The sequence below is a fragment of the Collinsella sp. AM41-2BH genome (genome assembly GCF_003468085.1).
Taxonomy (GTDB): Bacteria; Actinomycetota; Coriobacteriia; order Coriobacteriales; family Coriobacteriaceae; genus Collinsella.
In genome coordinates, this window is record NZ_QSGH01000007.1 from 68,819 (window position 1) to 85,536 (window position 16,718).

Consider the following 16,718-nt stretch of genomic DNA (forward strand, 5'->3'; position numbering starts at 1 on the left):
CCTCTTCCCCGAATGCGCGCCACCTACCACGAGCATCATAGGAGCATGCCCCCCGCCACCAGCATGGCAAGCATCGCGAGCTCGGCCCATTGCAGAAACCATCCGGCCAAATCCCCCGTCACCCCGCCGAAGCGGGACAGGGCAACATGGCGGTACCACGCGAGCGCCAAAAGCCCCGCCACCGCCATAAGGGCGCCGACAGCCTGAGCGCACGCGACCATCCCTGCAGCCGAAGCCGCAGCGAAAGCGCAAAGCGGCACGACGATCGCCGCGCGCTTCTTCGCAGGCGAGAGCCCCGCGGCCATGCCGTCCGCCCGCGCGGCAGGCCAGCATTCAACGGCGAGTCCCGAAAGCGCGCGGGAGAACACGAGCGAGCACAGAAGCGCGAGGAACGCCCCCGCCGTAAGCGGCAGCGCGGTGAACAGGGAAAACTGCAGAATAAGGTACACAACAACACCGATGACCCCAAAGGCGCCCGCCCGCGGGTCGTGCATGATCTCGAGCTTTCGCTCGCGCGGGGCACAACTTGCAAGCGCATCGGAGGTGTCGCAGAGCCCGTCTAGGTGGATGCCTCCCGTCACCGCAACAGGCAGCGCCACGAGCACGGCCGCGACGATGGTCGCGGGCACGCCGAGCAGGTTCGCAACGTGTCCCCACGCCGTCATGAGGAACCCTTCCGCAAGGCCCACCAGGGGAAACGCGGCAAGCGCATGGGTTGACCCGAAATCGGTCCAGGCCGATTTCGGGACGGGGATGCGCGAGAACGTTCCGAACGCCGCGCCGATTGCCTCTGCTATCTTCACCTTGTAGGTCCTTCACCTTTCATCCACACGGGAATCCCGCATACCACTTCGACTGCGCGGTCGGCCAGCGCCGCCACGCCCGCGTTCACGCGCGCGAGCGCGCGCCTCCATGCCTCGGTCCCCTCATCGTAGCGCATCTCATCGGCGAACACGTCGACGGTGACCACCACCGTATACGCAGCGGCCTGAGCGAGCCGTTCGATGCCTCCGAGCACCTCGCGCGCCGCAGCGTCGGGGTCACGTGGGGACAAGCCGCCTTCCGCGAAAAGCTCGTTCGCAACCAGGTTGCCCACGTCCTCCAAAAGAAGCGTGCAGCCGCGCGGAAGCCCGGACACTGCGGCGCCCACGTCACGCGTTCGCTCGAGGGTGGAAAACCCCTTGCCCTCGCGCAGCGCCCGATGGCGCGCGATGCGGCGGGCGCCCTCTTCCCCGAAGGGCTCCATCGTTGCCAGGTACACGCGGGGGCCGTCGTGCCCGAGGCACAGGGACTCGGCGTAGGCGCTCTTGCCGCTCGCGGCGGCGCCGATGACGAGCGTCACCGTCATTTCCCGGCCTCGAAATGCTCGTAAGCGGCCATGCCAGTCGCCGTGAACGTCTTCCCATCCCGGTACACGCGCAGCGCCGAATCCAGAAGGGGCAGATACGCCATGGCGCCCGCGCCCTCGCCCAAGTGCATGCCTGCGTCGAGGGGTGCCTTTATGCCGAGCTCGCGAAGGAGCTCCCGGCTTGCGGGTTCGCTTGATGCGTGGGTACCCACGAGGTAGCCCAAGGCGTTGGGGCACAGGCGCGCCGCGCACAGGGCCGCCGTGCAGGATATGACCCCGTCGAGAAGCGCCGGCGCCTTCGAGGCCGCGGCCCCCAGGTAGAAGCCGCACATCGCAGCGATGTCGAAGCCGCCCACCTTCGAGAGCACGTCGATCGGGTCGGCGGGATCGGGCGAGTTCGCGTCGATAGCGCGCTCGACCACGTCGCGCTTGCGCGCGAGCGAGGCGTCCGAGAGCCCCGCGCCGCGCCCGACAAGGCTCCGCGCGTCCGCCCGGATGAGCACTGCAGCCACCGCCGCCGAGGTGGTCGTGTTGCCGATGCCCATCTCGCCCGCGGCGAGAAGGCGCACGCCGGCGCGGGCAAGCCCGCACGCGACGGCAATTCCGACCTCGATCGCGCGCACGGCCCCATCGCGAGACATAGCGGAGCCGAGAGCGATGTTGCCGCTCCCCCGACGCACGTTCGCGCGCACCATGCGCGCGTCTTCTATGCCCCGGGCCATACCCACGTCGACGGGCACGACCTCGGCACCCGCGAACGCCGCCATGCGGCAGGCGCTCGCGGCCCCCTCGCACATGTTGCGCGCGACGGCTCGCGTCACATCTTGCCCGCTTTGCGACACGCCTTCGGCAACGACCCCGTTGTCGGAGAAGAATACCGCGAGCGCACGGGGAAACTCGGCCACCTCGGCGCTCCCCTGAGCTGCGGCGATACACGCGACGGCGTCTTCAAAGTCGCCCAATCCCCCCAAGGGGTGCGCGATGGAGTCCCACGCGGCGTACGCGGCGGCACGGGCGCACTCGTCTGCGGGCGCGATCCGGGAAAGCGCGGCTTCGAGCACGGCGCCCGGCGCCGACGAGAACGCGCGCTCGACTTCCTCGCGGATGCAGGCAAGCGCGGTTTCGGTTGCTTCAGCCATGCCGCCTCCTCTCTGCGAACGACGCTGCGGCAGACGCGAACGCGCGCGCAACGTCGGGGTTCGCAGGATAGTACACATGCGGGAAGCCCGCCACCAGGGACGGGGTGGTCGTCATGCACGGCCAGCCCTTGTCGCGCCGGGGCTTCTGCGCCCAAAAGTCGCCGCCCGGGCAGGTGGACTGCCAGTAGTGGAACTCGTGCGCGCGGATGCGTGTGCCGCGCGGCCCGTAGAGCCCGTCGCGTTGGGAAGTAAGCTCCACGTACCCGAAATGGGACAGCCTTCCCCCGTTCTCGCTTGCGCCCTCAAGGGCGCCCGCAACAGGCCAGCGCCGCCCCTCGCTATCGGCGATTTCGCGCTGCAGGTACAGAAACCCACCGCATTCGGCGACCGTCGGCATGCCGGATTCCACCGCGCGCCGCACCGCCTCGCGCATCGGCGCGTTCTCGGAGAGCTGCCGCGCATGGAGCTCCGGGTAGCCGCCCCCCAGATAGAGGGCGCTTGTCCCCCGGGGCAACTCGCTATCACACAGGGGGCTGAAAAAGGCCAGCTCGCAACCCAGATCCTCGAGCGCGCGCAGGTTCTCCTCGTAGTAGAACGAGAACGCCTCGTCACGCGCGACGGCGACGATGGGCCGCGCTCCCGCGATCGGCTCCAACCGGTAAGGTTCCTCGCGGATATCGGATGCCGTCGCCGCCATTTCGAGCAAGCGGTCGACGTCAACGCTCTTTTCCACCAGCTCGGCCATCTTGCCGATGCGCGCGGAGAGCTGCTCGACCTCGTCGGCGGTCACAAGCCCCAGATGCCGGCTTTCGAGCGAGAACGCCTCGTCGGCGGGGATATTCCCCAAAACCGCGACGCCCGTGTGCTTCTCGATCGCAGGCGCCGCGTAGGCGCAGGCAGCGGCGCTCGTCTTGTTCAGCACGACGCCGCGCACGTTCGCACAAGGCAGGAACTCGGCGATGCCGCGGATTACGGCGGCGAGCGATAAAGACGCCCCGCGCCCGTTCACCACTAAAACGACCGGCGTTTCCGTGTCGCGCGCAACCTGATAGCTGCTCGCGTCGGCCACGCCGGGCGCCATGCCGTCGTAGAAGCCCATGACCCCCTCGAGCACCGCGACATCCGCGCCCGCGGCGCCGCGTGCGAGCAGGGCGCGCAGCGTCGGGGCGTCAGTGAAGAAGCCGTCTAAGTTGCCCGAGCACTCACCCACGACGCGGCGATGAAAGAGCGGGTCAATGTAGTCAGGGCCGCATTTGAAGGCCGCGCATGCAAGGCCGCGGCGCGCGAGCGCGCGCAGGAGCGCGCACGTGACGACCGTCTTGCCGCTCCCGCTCGAGGGCGCAGCGACCATGAAGCGCGGGATGGACGTGCTCACCGGGCACCGCCTTCCCCACCTGTGGCGTTGCAGTTAGCAAGCGAGACCACCTCAACGGATGGGTTCCCCTCGACAGAGGGGTCCTCCCCGAAAGGCGACTCAGCAAGCGCGCCGACTTCGGCAAGCTCCTCGGCATCCGCGCTCGCACCGCGCGCACTGACGAGGAACACGGGGTTTTGCGCCTTCATAAGATGGTGCGAGCCTACAGCCTCAGCGCGGGCGGCCGACACCTGGCACGCCTCGAACCCCTTAAAGCGCGAACCCGAGAGGAGCACGCACGCCTCGGTGAGCGTCTCAACGGTGACGCATGGCACGCACAGGCGAACCTGCGAGTTCTTCTCGAGCGCCGCCTCCACGATGGAGGGAAGCTCGCCCGCGCTCCCGCCGACGAACACGGCGTCGGGGACAGGCAGTTTCGCGAGCGCTTCGGGGGCGACACCGGGGACCGCATGCACGTTGCCGCACCCGAATGCATCCGCGTTCTCTCGGATGAGCCGCACGCCGGCCGCGTTGCGCTCGACCGCCCATACCGACCCCGCTCGCGCGACGAGCGCCGCCTCGATCGACACGCTCCCCGTGCCGGCGCCGACATCCCACACGGTGTCGGTCGCGGTAAGGCGCAGCTTCGCGAGCGCGACGGCGCGCACCTCCTGCTTGGTCATGGGAACGTCGCCGCGGATGAAGAGCTCGTCGGGAATGCCCGAGGAAGCGTACGGCCAGCGGGAGCTCGCGGCGCGGGATGCGCCCGCAGAGTCCGCCGCGAAAGAGGCAGCCGCGGGCGCAGACGCGCCGGCCGGCGCCTCGGAGGCTGCGCTAGAGCCCGCAGGCGACCCGGCGCAGCCTGCGAACTCGATAAGCATCACGTTCAAGTCGTCGAACGTCTGACCTGCGATTTCACTTGCGGTCGCGCAGGTGATGCGCTCGTCGGGGTACGACAGGCGCTCGGCCACCGTCACGCGCGCGTCCCCGAAGCCCGCCTGCACAAGCTCGCCCGAAAGCCGCGAGGGGTCTTCCCCGCCCGACGTGGCGAGGAAGAGCTCACCTGCGCGCTCGGCCTCGGCCACGATGTCGCACGCCACGCCGTGAGCGCTCGCGAAGCGCCAATCCTGCCATGGACGCGCGAGGCGCGCGGCGAGATACGACGCCGAGCTTATGCCGGGAATGACGCGCACGTCCACCTGCGCGTCGCCGGAGAGCGCCTCCACCAGGCGGCGCGCGCCGCTGAACAGCCCCACATCGCCCGTCATCACGACCACGGCGCGCTGCCACGACGCAGCATCGGTGAGCGCGGCGACGATGTCCGCCGTCTTCACGAGCTCGCATCTCACCACGTCGGGCGGCACGTCGATGCTGACAAGCGCGCGATGAGCGCCGATGACCACGTCGGCGATGTCGATCGCGTCGAGCGCCGCGCGCGAGAGCAAGTCGGGGTTTCCGGGCCCCGCCCCGATGATCGTTACCTTTCGCATGGAATCTCCCGATACCCGCGCGGCGTGACCATACGGCCGCCTACGCGCTTCGTGTCCGCGTTGCCGACGAACACGGTGGTGAACATGTCGGCGTCGAACTCCCCCAGCTCGGAGAGCCTGCACATGCCCGACTGCTGCCCCTCGCGCCCGATGTTGCGTACCCAGCCGCAGAGCGTGTCGGGGGCCTTCCATTCGAGCATAATCTTCGCCGCGCGCGAGAGCCTGTCGGCGCGCTTTCTGCTGCGCGGGTTGTACAAACAGATGCAGAAGTCGGCGCTCGCCACGGCGGCGAGCCTGCGCTCGATGACCTCCCACGGCGTGAGCAGGTCGGAGAGCGACACGACCGCGAAGTCGTGGGCAAGCGGGGCGCCGAGCACCGCCGACCCGCTCTGAGCCGCGGTGGCCCCGGCGATAACTTCCACGTCTACATCGGGGTAGTCCTCAGCAAGCTCCAGCACGGGGCTCGCCATGCCGTACACGCCCGCGTCACCGCTGCACACGAGCGCCACGGCTTCTCCGCTCTGCGCGCGCGAAAGCGCCAGGCGGCACCGTTCGACCTCGTGCATCATCGGCGTTGCGAGATGCGCCGCGTCGGGCACGGCGGCGAGCGCGAGCTCCACGTATTTCGTGTACCCCACAACGATGTCGGCCGCCTCGAGCGCGCGCCGAGCCGCAATCGTCATGCCGTCGGGGCCGCCCGGGCCGATCCCCACCACGAAGAGCTTTCCCATCACCGCTCCTTAAACGAAAGTTCGATAGTTACCTTGGAAAACGCGACGGTCACGCCGCCGTGAGCGAGCTTCGGGAAGATAAGTTTGCCCCCGTCCGCGAGCGCCGCGCGCTCGCACACGTTGTCGACCCCCACCGTCGCGCGCACGAAATCAGATGGCGAAACGCTGCCTTCGACCTGCGACAACTCCTCTGCGGAATACGTCGCGAGCGGGATATTGCGCGCGCGGCAGAAGGCGAGCAGACCCTCCTCGTGCGCCTTTACGTCGATCGTCGCCGCCTCGCGCACGGCCGAAGGCGAGATACCCGCCTGCCCGCACGCGAGAAGAAACGCCTCCCCGATCGCTTCGGCGCACGCACCGCGACGGCACCCTATGCCCGCAACGATGCAGGGCACGACAAGGCGAAGCGACTCCGGCGCAGGCGCCTGCGCCCGCACGCCCGCCGGCTTCCCCGTCTCGCCGGCGGGCACGACCTCGCCCGTTGTCTCCGCCGCGCGAACGGACGCACCTGCATTCGCGCCAGCGAACGGCGACACGACGATATCGGCCCGAGCGCGGTCGGACGCAAAGTCAACCCCCTCAGGCGGCTGTCCCGAAATCGGCATGTCGGAATAGAGCGCCACGCGCCCGCCCGAAAGCAGCCGCGCCGACACTCGCTTGATGGCCTCGGGATTCGAAACGGCGAGCCCCGCACGGCGCGCCCACGTATCCACCGCCCACACGCCGCGGACGTCGGTCGCCGTGGTGATGACGGGGATGGCCCCTGCCGCGCGTGCCACAGTTTGCGCAAGCTCGTTCGCACCGCCCAAATGCCCCGACAAAAGCGAGACGGCAAAGCGCCCCGCCTCGTCGATCGCCACAACCGCGGGATCGTTTGCCTTCGAGGCGACATACGGCGCGATCGCCCGCACGGCGATGCCCGCCGCGCCCACGAACAGAAGCGCGTCCGACGCTTCCCACGCGAGCGCCGTCCATGCGCGCAGGTCGGCCTTCCCCTCGCCGAACCCGCGCGAAACGGAAACGTCCCAGCCAGGGTCATCTTCACCTGTCTGCGCACAATCGGAAAGCGCGCGTGCGGTGCGCTCCGCCAACGCATGCCCCCTCTCGGTGAACGCTATGCAGGAAACCCTCATCTAGCGCACCACCATCGTCGAGAAGTAGCTGCCCCGATCGGGCACATCGTCGAGCGAGCGGTACACGCGCTCGCCCGGAAGCCCACAGTCCTCTACGAGCTCGGCACCGTCGAAGGCGCCCTCCTCGCGAAGGATGCGCTTCGTGTCCGCAAGCGAGCGGCGCGCCTTCATGACCACCTTCGTCCCCGGCCAGCCGATTGCGCGGCGCACGTCGTCGTAGCCGCCGGGCACGATGTGCAGAGGCAACGACATCTCGGGCGTGAGGTCGCGCTCGAGCGCCGCGGCGACCGCGCAGAAGCTCGGCACGCCGGGAATGGCGCGCGCCTCGAACCCGCGGGCGCGCACGTCGGGCGCTATGCGCTGGAAGGTGGCGTAGATGCTCGGGTCCCCCAGGTTCAGCAGCGCGACGTCGCGGACCGCATCCAGGTGCGCGACAAGCTCGCGAACAAGCGAGGCATGCTCGGCCGCGCGGCGCTCGGCGTCGCGCGTCATCGAGAATCGCACGGGGATCACCGTCTTGCCTGTAAGGTCGACGGCGCCGCGCACGATGTCGAGCGCGACCATGGCCCCGTCCGCCGTCTGCGGTGCGGCGATGACCGGACACGATTCGATTGTGCAGACGGCCTTGATCGTGAGCAGCTCGGGGTCGCCAGGCCCCGTGCCCACGCCGTACAGCACGCCTTTACTCATACGTCGCCCCCAATTCCCCGATAACTGCATCGGCGCCCGACGTGCGGAAAAGCTCGCGGCGCTCGGCGTCGAACACGACCGCGGCGATGTCGCATCCGCCCGCCGCGCGGCGGCGCAACCTGTCCTCGATTGCCACAGCGAGCGAGGCGCGCGCAGCGTCCCCCACGCCGGCGGCCTCGATTACCTCGAGCGCCGCCGTGGTCGTGACCGACGACATGATCTCGCGCACGGTCTTCGCGCCCGCGCCGGCCAAGGCCGCGTGGGCGGCCAGAATCTCCGCGCGGCAGTCGGCGGTACGCGAATGGGTGTCCATGATGCCGCCCGCGACCTTCACCACCTTGCCGATGTGTCCCACAAGAAGGACATTGGTAAATCCCTCGCGAACGCAGCAATCAATCGCATCGCCCACGAAGTTGGAGATGAAGACCACCGGCGCACCGTTTAGGTGGAAATGCCCCGAGATGAACTGCGCGCCGTAGTTGCCGGGCGTGAGCACGACTCCGCGCCGCCCCATAGCCGCATGCTGCCGGATCTCGAGCTCGATGCTGTCGCGCAAGGCAGCGAGGCTGCGCGGCTCGACGATGCCCGTCGTGCCCAGGATGGAGATGCCGTCCTCTATCCCCAGGTGCGGGTTGAAGGTCTTTTCGGCAAGGGCAACACCCTCGGGTACCGAAATCGTCACAGCGATATTTCCAGAAAAGCCGTGCGCGGCGCACACCTCGCGCACCGCCGAAGTGATCATCGCGCGCGGCGTCGCGTTGATGGCGGCCGCCCCCACCGGCTGCTCGAGCCCGGGCAACGTCACGCGCCCCACGCCCACGCCGCCATCGACGGAAACTTCCGATTCGCGCGCGGGCACGCCCTTGCTGCCCGCAGCACCCGTGCCCGACCCCGCATGTTCCACGCGCGCGTACACGAGCACGCCGTCGGTCACATCGGCATCGTCGCCTGCGTCCTTTCGCACGGCGCACTGGGCGCACCCCTCGCCGATACATGCGTCGACCACGTTCGCCTCGACGGGCAGCCCGCCGGGGGTGACGATCGACACGCGGCCGACGGGCTTTCGTGACAAGAGCATCTCGCAGGCCGCCTTCGCCGCGAGCGCGGCGCAGCTCCCCGTGGTGTAGCCGCAGCGCAGGCGGGTCGTCCCGGTATATATGTAGTGCTCGAAGGCCACGCTAGCTGCTCGCCTTCCGATACCCTGTGGCAAACGAAGGGTCGTAAAGCTTGCTGCGCTCGTACGACTCCGCTTGCCCGCCGTTGTGCGCAAGCCCGCCGCGAGCTCCGAGCACGCGGCCCACCACCACGAGCGCCGTGCGGTCGATGCCCTCTCGCGCGCCCGCATCGGCGAGCGTGCCCACTGTGCATCGCACCACGCGCTCCTCAGGCCAGGTCGCCTTGTACACGAGCGCCGCCGGCTCGTCGGAGCTGCGGCCCGCGGCCAAAAGCTCGGCGGAAAGCTCGGCGAGCATACCCGAGCTCAGGAAGATGACCATAGTCGAGCCGCTTTCCGCCATGGTGCGCATGCCCTCGCCCGCGGGCATGGGGGTGCGCCCGGAAAGCCGCGTGATCACGACCGACTGGCTGATTCCCGGCAGCGTGTATTCCTGGCGAAGCGCCGCCGCGGCACCGCAAAAGCTCGACACGCCGGGCACCACCTCGTAGTCCACGCCGCGCGCGTCGAGCGCGTCCATCTGCTCCTGGATGGCGCCGTACAGGCACGGGTCGCCCGTGTGCAGGCGCACCACTTCCTCGCCCCGCGCATCCGCCGCGCACATCACGTCGAGCACTTCCTCCAAGGTCATGTGCGCGCTGTCGTAGACGACGCAGGATTCCTTGCACTCGGCGAGCAGCTCGGGGTTCACAAGGCTCCCCGCCCAAACGACCACGTCGGCCGCGCGCAGAAGACGCGCCCCGCGCAGCGTGATAAGGTCGGCGGCACCCGAACCTGCGCCAACGATATGAATCATCCGAGCCTTCCCTTCCCGTTTCTCATCGCAACCGTTTACGCCGCCCTTCGCACAGCGGGCAAGACACGGCGCCCGCAGCGGCAATCGGCGCAAATACGTAGGCAGGAGGCGCAATGCCGCCCGCCCTGGCTTTGACACGCCCACAAACGCCCACTATCATAGTGGTAGTTTCGGCAACGAGCATATGACAATCGAATAAAAGGAAACGACCGGCGCGGCGCCCACACAGTCCGCGCTGGCTTGCGGAGGGAACCAGGTGGGAATCCTGGGCAAGGGACATTACTGTGTAGGACGCGCGGGCGAACCGCCTCGCGCCCCAAGCCAGACTGCTTCGCCTTTTCCTCACGGCATCGCCGTGGCGTTAGCTCCTTGTGAACCCCGAGGAGTGCGCTTCCCTTTCGAATGCAAGAAACAGGCGCGCTATCCCTTTGCGGACGAGCGCGCTTTTCTTTCGCTTGTGCCGATAAGCAACTGTCGCCGGGGGACCGGCAAACCGAGGAAAGGGAAAACCATGTCCGACCAGATGTCACGCCGCGGCTTCATGGGCGCCGCAGCAACCGGAGTCGTCGCGCTCGCCGGAGTCGCGCTCGCGGGCTGCTCCAGCACCTCCGCGAGTTCCGAGAAATCGAGCGAAAAGGAGATGGCCGTGAAGCCGGTCATTCTCGTCACGAGCTTCGGCACGAGCTACAACGACTCGCGCCACATCACCATCGGCGCCATCGAAGACGCTATCCGCGAGAAGTACTGGCAGGACTACGACATCCGCCGCGCCTTCACCGCGCAGATCATCATCGACAAGCTGAAGAAGCGCGACGGCATCACGATCGACAACATGACCGAGGCGCTCGACCGCTGCGTGGAAGACGGCGTGAAGGAAATCGTCGTGCAGCCGACGCATCTCATGGCTGGCCTGGAATACGCCGACGTGAAAGACGAGCTCGACAAGTACGCCGACAAGTTCGACAAGATCTCGCTCGGCGACCCGCTGCTCACCTCCGACGACGACTACAAGAAGGTGGCCGCAGCCATTAAGGAGAACATGGCGTCCTTCGACGACGGCAAGACGGCGCTGTGCCTCATGGGCCACGGCACCGAAGCCGATTCCAACGCCGACTATGCCAAGATGCAGGAAGTGTTCAAGAACGAGGGCTTGACGCAGTTCTTCGTCGGCACCGTCGAGGCTGAACCGACCTGCGAGGATGTTATCGCCGCTGCGAGCGCCGCAGGGTACAAGAAGGCCGTGCTCGCGCCGTTCATGGTGGTCGCGGGCGACCACGCGAACAACGACATGGCAGACGAGACCGACCCCGACAGCTGGGCTGCGAAGTTCGTGGCCGCCGGCTTCGAAGTGACGTGCCTGCTCCAGGGTCTGGGACAGAACGCCGCGGTCGACGACATCTACGTCTCGCACGTGGACGACGCCATCGCCAAGCTGTAAACTCGCCGCGCACGGGGGCGCCGGTCGCGTCCCCGTGCAACGGGCATGCGCCTTCCCCGACCGACGGCGCATGCCCGTTGCATTCGCATCCCGCCCGCCCACCGCACGGCGCGGGCGGTAGAAGCGATTGAAAGGAACCCCTCCATGTTGAAGAAAACCCTCGTCTTCGCCCTGTCGGCGGCGCTTCTCGCGTTCTCGCTCGCCGGCTGCGCCGGAAATTCAAGCGACAGCGCAAAGGCAAGCAATACCGATTCCCAGGAAAAGACCGAGCAGGCGGCCGATGCGACCGAGGGTGCAAGCGCTGCCCCCATCACCGCCGACAAGGTGGCCGACGGCACCTATCCGATCACCGTAGATTCCAGCTCGAACATGTTCAGGATTGTGGACGCCCAGCTCATCGTGGAAAACGGCTCCATGCACTGCGTGATGACGCTTTCCGGCACGGGCTACGGCAAGCTCTTCATGGGCACGGGCGACGAGGCTGCCGCCGCGAGCGAAGCCGACTTCATCCCCTATGTGGAAAACGCGGAAGGCAAGTACACCTACGACGTGCCCGTTGATGCGCTCGACGAGGACACCGCCTGTGCCGCGTGGAGTATTAGAAAAGAGCAGTGGTACGACCGCACGCTTGTGTTCGAATCCGCCGGTGTCGATCTGCGCGCCGACGCACTGAAGTAACGCCATGCGGTCGATTCTCCCCAAGGGGGAAAACAGGAAGCTCCACAGCATCGCGGCGCGCGCGATCACCTGCGTTCTCGTCGCCCTGCTCGCGCTTCCCTTCGCGGGGTGCAGTGCGAGCCCGAACGCGACCGGTGGCACGGCGGGCTCTCAGGAATACACTGTGAGTGTCTCGCTTTCCGGTGGGTCAGGGCGCGCAAGCATCGCCTCACCCACCACAATTGTGAAGGATGGCGACACCTACACCGCGACCATCACCTGGTCGAGTTCGAACTACGACAAGATGACCGTCGACGGCGTGGACTACGCGCCCGTAAACGACGGCGGCAACTCCACGTTCGAGATACCCGTCACGCTCGACGAGGACATCGCCGTGTCGGCCGAGACCGTCGCCATGTCGACGCCGCACACCATCGACTACACGATCCACTTCGACTCATCCACCATGAAGGAGAAATCGGGCGACGATGCAAGCGGCGGCTCCCCTGCAGGAACGGCTTCAAGCGCCGCGGCCGACTTCCACAACGCCGATTTGGGCTGCGGCTGGGAGCCGACGGGGGCGCTTCAGCTTGAATACGCCGAGCACTTCACTGTCGACGAGTTCGGAGGCGGTCTGCGGCTTATCTGCGTTTCGAATGGGGAGCGTTTCCTCGTGGTGCCGCAAGATGCGAAAGTACCTGATGCGTTGAGCTCCGACATCGCGGTCATAAGGCGCCCCGCCGACAAGGTGTACCTCGTGTCGTCGGCGACGATGTGCCTGGTCGACGCGCTCGATGCGAACGACAATATCATCATGTCGGGGACGAAGGCCGACGATTGCTCGGTCGCAGGCTTCAAAAGCGCGCTCGAAAGTGGGGCGATCGCCTACGGCGGCAAGTACAGCGCGCCCGACTACGAGCGAATATCGGCCTCGGGCTGCACGCTCGCCATCGAGAACACCATGATCAACCACACGCCCGATGTGAAGGAAAAGCTGCAGAAGCTCGGGCTCGTCGTGCTCACCGAACAGTCGTCGAGCGAGCCCGAAGCACTCGGGCGCGTCGAGTGGATTAAGCTTTTCGGCGTCCTGTTCGACAAGGAAGACGAGGCCGCGCACCTGTTCAACGAGCAGAAGGCCCGCGTCGAGCAAACGTCGGGGCTCGCGTCGTCAGGTAAAACCGTGGCGTATTTCTACATTAACTCGAACGGGGCCGCCGTCACGCGGCGGGCGGGCGACTACGTGGCGCAGATGATCGAGCTTGCAGGCGGCAGTTATGCGCTCGATGACGCGCAGACGGCGTCGACGTCAGGTTCGTCAGTAACGCTCGAAATGGAGCGCTTCTACGCGACGGCGAAGGATGCCGACATCATCGTCTACAACGGCACCATCGACGAATCGGTTGCCACCTTGAACGACTTCGTAGGCAAAAACGCGCTATTGTCGCAGTTCAAAGCCGTGAAGAACGGCAACGTCTGGGTCACAAGCGCCGACATGTACCAGCAGATGACTTCTACCGCCGACATTATCGACGAGCTGCACGGGGCGTTCACCGGCGATGACGCGAGCGACTTCCATTATCTGAGGAAGCTCGGTTAGCACCATGAGAAGCCGGCTTTCCATGGCATACGACGAATCGGGGCGCGCCGCGCGGTGTCGCGTCGTGACGGCGCTGCTCGCTGTTGCCCTCATCGTGCTCGTCGGGGCCAACCTGTGCATCGGGAGCGTGCTCGTGCCCGCAGACCACATCCCCGGCATCCTTTCGGGCGGCGCGGCCAATTCCATGGAAAGCCAGGTCATCTGGGAGATTCGCCTGCCGCGCGTGCTTTCAGCCGTGCTTCTCGGCGGGGCACTTTCGCTTTCCGGGTTCCTGCTGCAGACGTTTTTCAACAACCCCATCGCCGACCCGTTCATCTTGGGCGTCTCCTCGGGCGCAAAGTTCGTCGTCGCGCTTACGATGATCGTACTTCTAGGCGCGAACCAGGCCATGTCCTCGCCGGCCATGGTGGCCGCAGCGTTTCTGGGCTCGCTTATCACCATCGGCTTCGTGCTCCTCATCGCACGGCGCATAAGTTCCATGGCCATGCTCATCGTGGCGGGCGTCATGGTGGGATACATCTGCTCGGCGGCGACGAACTTCCTCATCGCCTTCGCCGACGACCAGTCCATCGTGAACCTGCACAACTGGTCTTTGGGTAGCTTCTCGGGTTCGAGCTGGGACGACATCGCGGTCATCGCGGTCGTGGTGATCACCGTGAGCGCATGCGTATTCGCGATATCGAAGCCCCTTTCCGCCTTCCAGCTGGGAGAAGCCTACGCGAAAAGCGCCGGCGTGAACGTCGAACGCTTCCGCGTGGTGCTCGTCCTTCTAGCAAGTATGCTCTCCGCCTGCGTGACCGCGTTCGCTGGTCCGGTGTCGTTCGTAGGCATCGCGGTTCCGCATCTCGTGAAGTCGGCGCTAAAGTCGTCGAAGCCCATCCGCGTGATTCCTGCGTGCTTCTTGGGAGGCGCCATCTTCTGCGCGGGCTGCGATTTGATCGCGCGCACGCTGTTCTCTCCCGTCGAGCTTTCCATCAGCGCCGTCACCGCCATCTTCGGCGCTCCGGTGGTTATCGCGCTCATGTTGAAGAAGCGGGTGAGGTAGATGGGGGAATTCGTGCCGCGGCCCAAAACGCTCGGAGGCGACATTCTATGCTTAGACAGTCCTGAGCTCGCACGAAAGCGCCAGAAGGCACTTTCGGCTCGTGCGGAACTGCGCGCGGAACGCCTCCTCCGAGCGGAGCCGAACCTCGAAACTCCGGTCGAAACGCAGGCTGACGGAGCGCCGCTTTTCCGCATAAGCGACCTGTCGGCGGGCTACGACAAGAAGGTCGTAGTCGGAGGCGTCGATCTGGAGGTTCGCGCGGGCGACGTCGTGGCACTCATCGGGCCGAACGGCTCGGGCAAGTCGACCATCTTGAAAACCATCACACGCCATCTGGCACCGCTTGCCGGCGCGGTCGAGCTCGACGGGCGGGAGATTTCCCGATGGAAGACGGCGGAGTTCGCAAGGAACCTTGCCGTTATGCTGACAGATCGCCCCCGGACCGAGCTCCTCACCTGCCGCGATATCGTAGAGGCGGGAAGGCATCCCTACACCGGACGAATGGGCACACTCTCGCCCGACGACCATAGTCGGGTCGGCGAGGCCATGAAAACCGCACATGTGGAAGAGCTCGCCGAGCGCGACTTCATGCAGATAAGCGACGGGCAACGCCAGCGCGTCATGCTCGCACGCGCCATCGCGCAGGATCCGCGTGTGCTCGTGCTCGACGAGCCCACGTCGTATCTCGATATCCGCTACCAGATCGACCTGCTGCGAATACTTCGCCACCTTGCGAAATCGCGGAATGTGGCTGTCATCATGTCCATCCACGAACTCGAGCTCGCGCAGAAAAGCGCCGACAAGGTGATTTGCGTGAAGGACGGCCGGGTCTTCCGCGCCGGCGTACCCGAGGACATATTCACGCGCGAGACGATTGGCGAGCTCTACGGCCTTCAGCATGGCACCTTCAACGAGCGCTTCGGCAGCGTGGAAATTGGACACCCGCACGGCGATGCGCACACGTTCGTCATCGCCGGCGCAGGTACGGGGTCGGCTGTGTTTCGCCAGCTCATCCGGCAGGGCAAGGCGTTCTACACGGGCGTTCTGCACGAAGGGGACATCGACTGCGAGCTCGCGCGCGACCTGGCGGCGGAATGCGTGGCCGAGCGCGCCTTCGAGCCGATCGGGGATAGAACCATAGCCCGCGCCAAAGAGCTCCTCGTCCACTGCGCGCGCCTTATCGTGTGTCCCGCCGCCTTCGGCACCATAAACGCCCGCAACGCAGAGCTCGTCGAGTTCGCACGCTCGCACGGTATCGAGGTCATGCGAGCGTGCGAAGGCACATCGGAGGATTCCCAATTGGGGTGGAAAGGATAAACTGGACTTTCTTTTAAGGATCCTCAGGCTACAGCTCCTACGCCGGCGAGGTCTACAAGGCGCCGGAGAACCTCGTAAACAGGAATTTCCACGCCGACGAGCCCAATTAGGCCTAATCCAAGCGAGATTCCAGACTCGACAGGCCATTGAGAGTCAGGTCGTTGGCGACCTCAGAGACGCGCTCAATAGGAACCGAGCCGTCAGACAGCGCCCACGTGCGATAGATACCGATAATGCCTGACAGCAAAAACGCCAGATAGTAGTCGAACATCTCATCCTTAAGGCCTTGGGGCAGCAGATTGCGCTCGGCAATCTCGTGCTCGAGAGGTGCACGAAGACGAGCCATAAAATCATCGAGCGGAATGTTCTCGATCAGCTGACGATTGAGCACCAGGTTGTTGCATAACGCCTCGTTAACGGTTTTAAAGAAGGTCGCCGCCGCTCCCAGGGCGCGCTCGTTGGTGTCACCGTCCATTGAAGCAAGCGTTTTCTCGACCGAGTCGACAATCATCTCCACCACATCGACGGCAATGGCATCGAGCAGGCCGTCGACCGTACCAAAGTGAACGTAAAAGGTCTTGCGGTCGACATTGGCCTCGCGCGCGATGGCACTCACCGTAATGTCTGCCAGCGGCTTTTCCATGAGCAGGCGCTCGAAAGCGGAAAGGATGGCATTGCGGCTGCGAACGATGCGGCGATCAATACGCGGTTTGCTGGTGGCCATGGGCGTGTCCCTTCGATATGCGGGCATACATCAACAGATGAGAGATAATCTACGTAAGAGGATTATCCCCCATCCGGCACAAAAA

The 16,718-nt window shown here is 66.0% G+C and carries 16 protein-coding genes; 5 read left to right on the top strand and 11 right to left on the bottom strand.

The window, feature by feature from the left end:
* Positions 1 to 35: 35 nt before the first annotated feature.
* From cobS to cobM, 10 genes are read right to left on the bottom strand one after another with little or no spacing between them, the layout of a single operon-like run.
* Complete coding sequence (cobS, locus tag DW899_RS05140; protein ID WP_117800203.1) at positions 36 to 803, bottom strand: adenosylcobinamide-GDP ribazoletransferase; 768 nt, start codon at positions 801 to 803, stop codon at positions 36 to 38.
* Complete coding sequence (locus DW899_RS05145) at positions 800 to 1,348, bottom strand: bifunctional adenosylcobinamide kinase/adenosylcobinamide-phosphate guanylyltransferase (protein WP_117654697.1); 549 nt, start codon at positions 1,346 to 1,348, stop codon at positions 800 to 802. The genes cobS and DW899_RS05145 overlap by 4 nt, the downstream gene beginning before the upstream one ends.
* Positions 1,345 to 2,487: a nicotinate-nucleotide--dimethylbenzimidazole phosphoribosyltransferase gene (locus DW899_RS05150; protein WP_117800204.1), complete on the bottom strand. Its 1,143-nt coding sequence runs from the start codon at positions 2,485 to 2,487 to the stop codon at positions 1,345 to 1,347. Before DW899_RS05150 ends, DW899_RS05145 begins: the two co-directional genes overlap by 4 nt.
* Positions 2,480 to 3,862 carry a cobyrinate a,c-diamide synthase gene (locus tag DW899_RS05155; RefSeq protein WP_233539909.1) on the bottom strand — a complete coding sequence of 461 codons (1,383 nt, stop codon included), beginning with the start codon at positions 3,860 to 3,862 and terminating at the stop codon, positions 2,480 to 2,482. Before DW899_RS05155 ends, DW899_RS05150 begins: the two co-directional genes overlap by 8 nt.
* Positions 3,859 to 5,331, bottom strand: coding sequence for a precorrin-6y C5,15-methyltransferase (decarboxylating) subunit CbiE (cbiE, locus tag DW899_RS05160; protein WP_117800205.1), 1,473 nt, complete (start codon positions 5,329 to 5,331; stop codon positions 3,859 to 3,861). Before cbiE ends, DW899_RS05155 begins: the two co-directional genes overlap by 4 nt.
* The gene (cobJ, locus tag DW899_RS05165) at positions 5,319 to 6,062 is read right to left on the bottom strand and encodes a precorrin-3B C(17)-methyltransferase (protein WP_042435525.1); all 744 of its coding nucleotides are present in this window, start codon (positions 6,060 to 6,062) and stop codon (positions 5,319 to 5,321) included. Before cobJ ends, cbiE begins: the two co-directional genes overlap by 13 nt.
* Positions 6,062 to 7,195, bottom strand: a complete 1,134-nt coding sequence (locus DW899_RS05170; protein ID WP_117800206.1) for a cobalt-precorrin 5A hydrolase — start codon at positions 7,193 to 7,195, stop codon at positions 6,062 to 6,064. Before DW899_RS05170 ends, cobJ begins: the two co-directional genes overlap by 1 nt.
* Positions 7,196 to 7,885 carry a precorrin-2 C(20)-methyltransferase gene (gene cobI / locus DW899_RS05175; RefSeq protein ID WP_117800207.1) on the bottom strand — a complete coding sequence of 230 codons (690 nt, stop codon included), beginning with the start codon at positions 7,883 to 7,885 and terminating at the stop codon, positions 7,196 to 7,198.
* Complete coding sequence (cbiD, locus tag DW899_RS05180) at positions 7,878 to 9,095, bottom strand: cobalt-precorrin-5B (C(1))-methyltransferase CbiD (RefSeq protein ID WP_233539910.1); 1,218 nt, start codon at positions 9,093 to 9,095, stop codon at positions 7,878 to 7,880. Before cbiD ends, cobI begins: the two co-directional genes overlap by 8 nt.
* On the bottom strand, positions 9,064 to 9,855 hold the full coding sequence (cobM, locus tag DW899_RS05185; protein WP_117800208.1) for a precorrin-4 C(11)-methyltransferase: 792 nt from the start codon (positions 9,853 to 9,855) through the stop codon (positions 9,064 to 9,066). Before cobM ends, cbiD begins: the two co-directional genes overlap by 32 nt.
* A gap of 511 nt (positions 9,856 to 10,366) precedes the next feature.
* Here cobM and DW899_RS05190 point away from each other — a divergent pair.
* From DW899_RS05190 to DW899_RS05210, 5 genes are all read left to right on the top strand, one after another.
* Positions 10,367 to 11,293: a sirohydrochlorin cobaltochelatase gene (locus DW899_RS05190; protein ID WP_117800209.1), complete on the top strand. Its 927-nt coding sequence runs from the start codon at positions 10,367 to 10,369 to the stop codon at positions 11,291 to 11,293.
* A 144-nt stretch (positions 11,294 to 11,437) separates the two neighbouring features.
* Positions 11,438 to 11,971 (top strand): hypothetical protein, encoded by a 534-nt coding sequence (locus DW899_RS05195; RefSeq protein ID WP_089571779.1) that lies wholly within the window; start codon positions 11,438 to 11,440, stop codon positions 11,969 to 11,971.
* Positions 11,972 to 11,975: 4 nt separating this feature from the next.
* Positions 11,976 to 13,547 (top strand): ABC transporter substrate-binding protein, encoded by a 1,572-nt coding sequence (locus DW899_RS05200; RefSeq protein ID WP_147349725.1) that lies wholly within the window; start codon positions 11,976 to 11,978, stop codon positions 13,545 to 13,547.
* A gap of 22 nt (positions 13,548 to 13,569) precedes the next feature.
* Positions 13,570 to 14,592: an iron ABC transporter permease gene (locus DW899_RS05205; protein ID WP_117800211.1), complete on the top strand. Its 1,023-nt coding sequence runs from the start codon at positions 13,570 to 13,572 to the stop codon at positions 14,590 to 14,592.
* Positions 14,593 to 15,909: an ABC transporter ATP-binding protein gene (locus DW899_RS05210; RefSeq protein WP_117800212.1), complete on the top strand. Its 1,317-nt coding sequence runs from the start codon at positions 14,593 to 14,595 to the stop codon at positions 15,907 to 15,909.
* Positions 15,910 to 16,021: 112 nt separating this feature from the next.
* Here DW899_RS05210 and DW899_RS05215 read toward each other — a convergent pair whose 3' ends face one another.
* A complete protein-coding gene (locus DW899_RS05215) occupies positions 16,022 to 16,633 on the bottom strand; it encodes a TetR/AcrR family transcriptional regulator (protein WP_158551920.1) in 612 nt (203 codons plus the stop codon).
* Positions 16,634 to 16,718 lie beyond the last annotated feature (85 nt).

What these genes read in the sequence shown, in the direction of transcription:
- DW899_RS05200 (WP_147349725.1), top strand. Translation starts at nt 11,976, where the DNA reads ATGCGGTCGATTCTCCCCAAGGGGGAAAACAGGAAGCTCCACAGCATC.
- DW899_RS05205 (WP_117800211.1), top strand. Translation starts at nt 13,570, where the DNA reads ATGGCATACGACGAATCGGGGCGCGCCGCGCGGTGTCGCGTCGTGACG.
- cobJ (WP_042435525.1), bottom strand. Translation starts at nt 6,062, where the DNA reads ATGGGAAAGCTCTTCGTGGTGGGGATCGGCCCGGGCGGCCCCGACGGC.
- DW899_RS05170 (WP_117800206.1), bottom strand. Translation starts at nt 7,195, where the DNA reads ATGAGGGTTTCCTGCATAGCGTTCACCGAGAGGGGGCATGCGTTGGCG.
- cobI (WP_117800207.1), bottom strand. Translation starts at nt 7,885, where the DNA reads ATGAGTAAAGGCGTGCTGTACGGCGTGGGCACGGGGCCTGGCGACCCC.
- DW899_RS05195 (WP_089571779.1), top strand. Translation starts at nt 11,438, where the DNA reads ATGTTGAAGAAAACCCTCGTCTTCGCCCTGTCGGCGGCGCTTCTCGCG.
- DW899_RS05215 (WP_158551920.1), bottom strand. Translation starts at nt 16,633, where the DNA reads ATGGCCACCAGCAAACCGCGTATTGATCGCCGCATCGTTCGCAGCCGC.
- DW899_RS05150 (WP_117800204.1), bottom strand. Translation starts at nt 2,487, where the DNA reads ATGGCTGAAGCAACCGAAACCGCGCTTGCCTGCATCCGCGAGGAAGTC.
- cobM (WP_117800208.1), bottom strand. Translation starts at nt 9,855, where the DNA reads ATGATTCATATCGTTGGCGCAGGTTCGGGTGCCGCCGACCTTATCACG.
- DW899_RS05190 (WP_117800209.1), top strand. Translation starts at nt 10,367, where the DNA reads ATGTCCGACCAGATGTCACGCCGCGGCTTCATGGGCGCCGCAGCAACC.
- DW899_RS05145 (WP_117654697.1), bottom strand. Translation starts at nt 1,348, where the DNA reads ATGACGGTGACGCTCGTCATCGGCGCCGCCGCGAGCGGCAAGAGCGCC.
- DW899_RS05210 (WP_117800212.1), top strand. Translation starts at nt 14,593, where the DNA reads ATGGGGGAATTCGTGCCGCGGCCCAAAACGCTCGGAGGCGACATTCTA.
- cbiE (WP_117800205.1), bottom strand. Translation starts at nt 5,331, where the DNA reads ATGCGAAAGGTAACGATCATCGGGGCGGGGCCCGGAAACCCCGACTTG.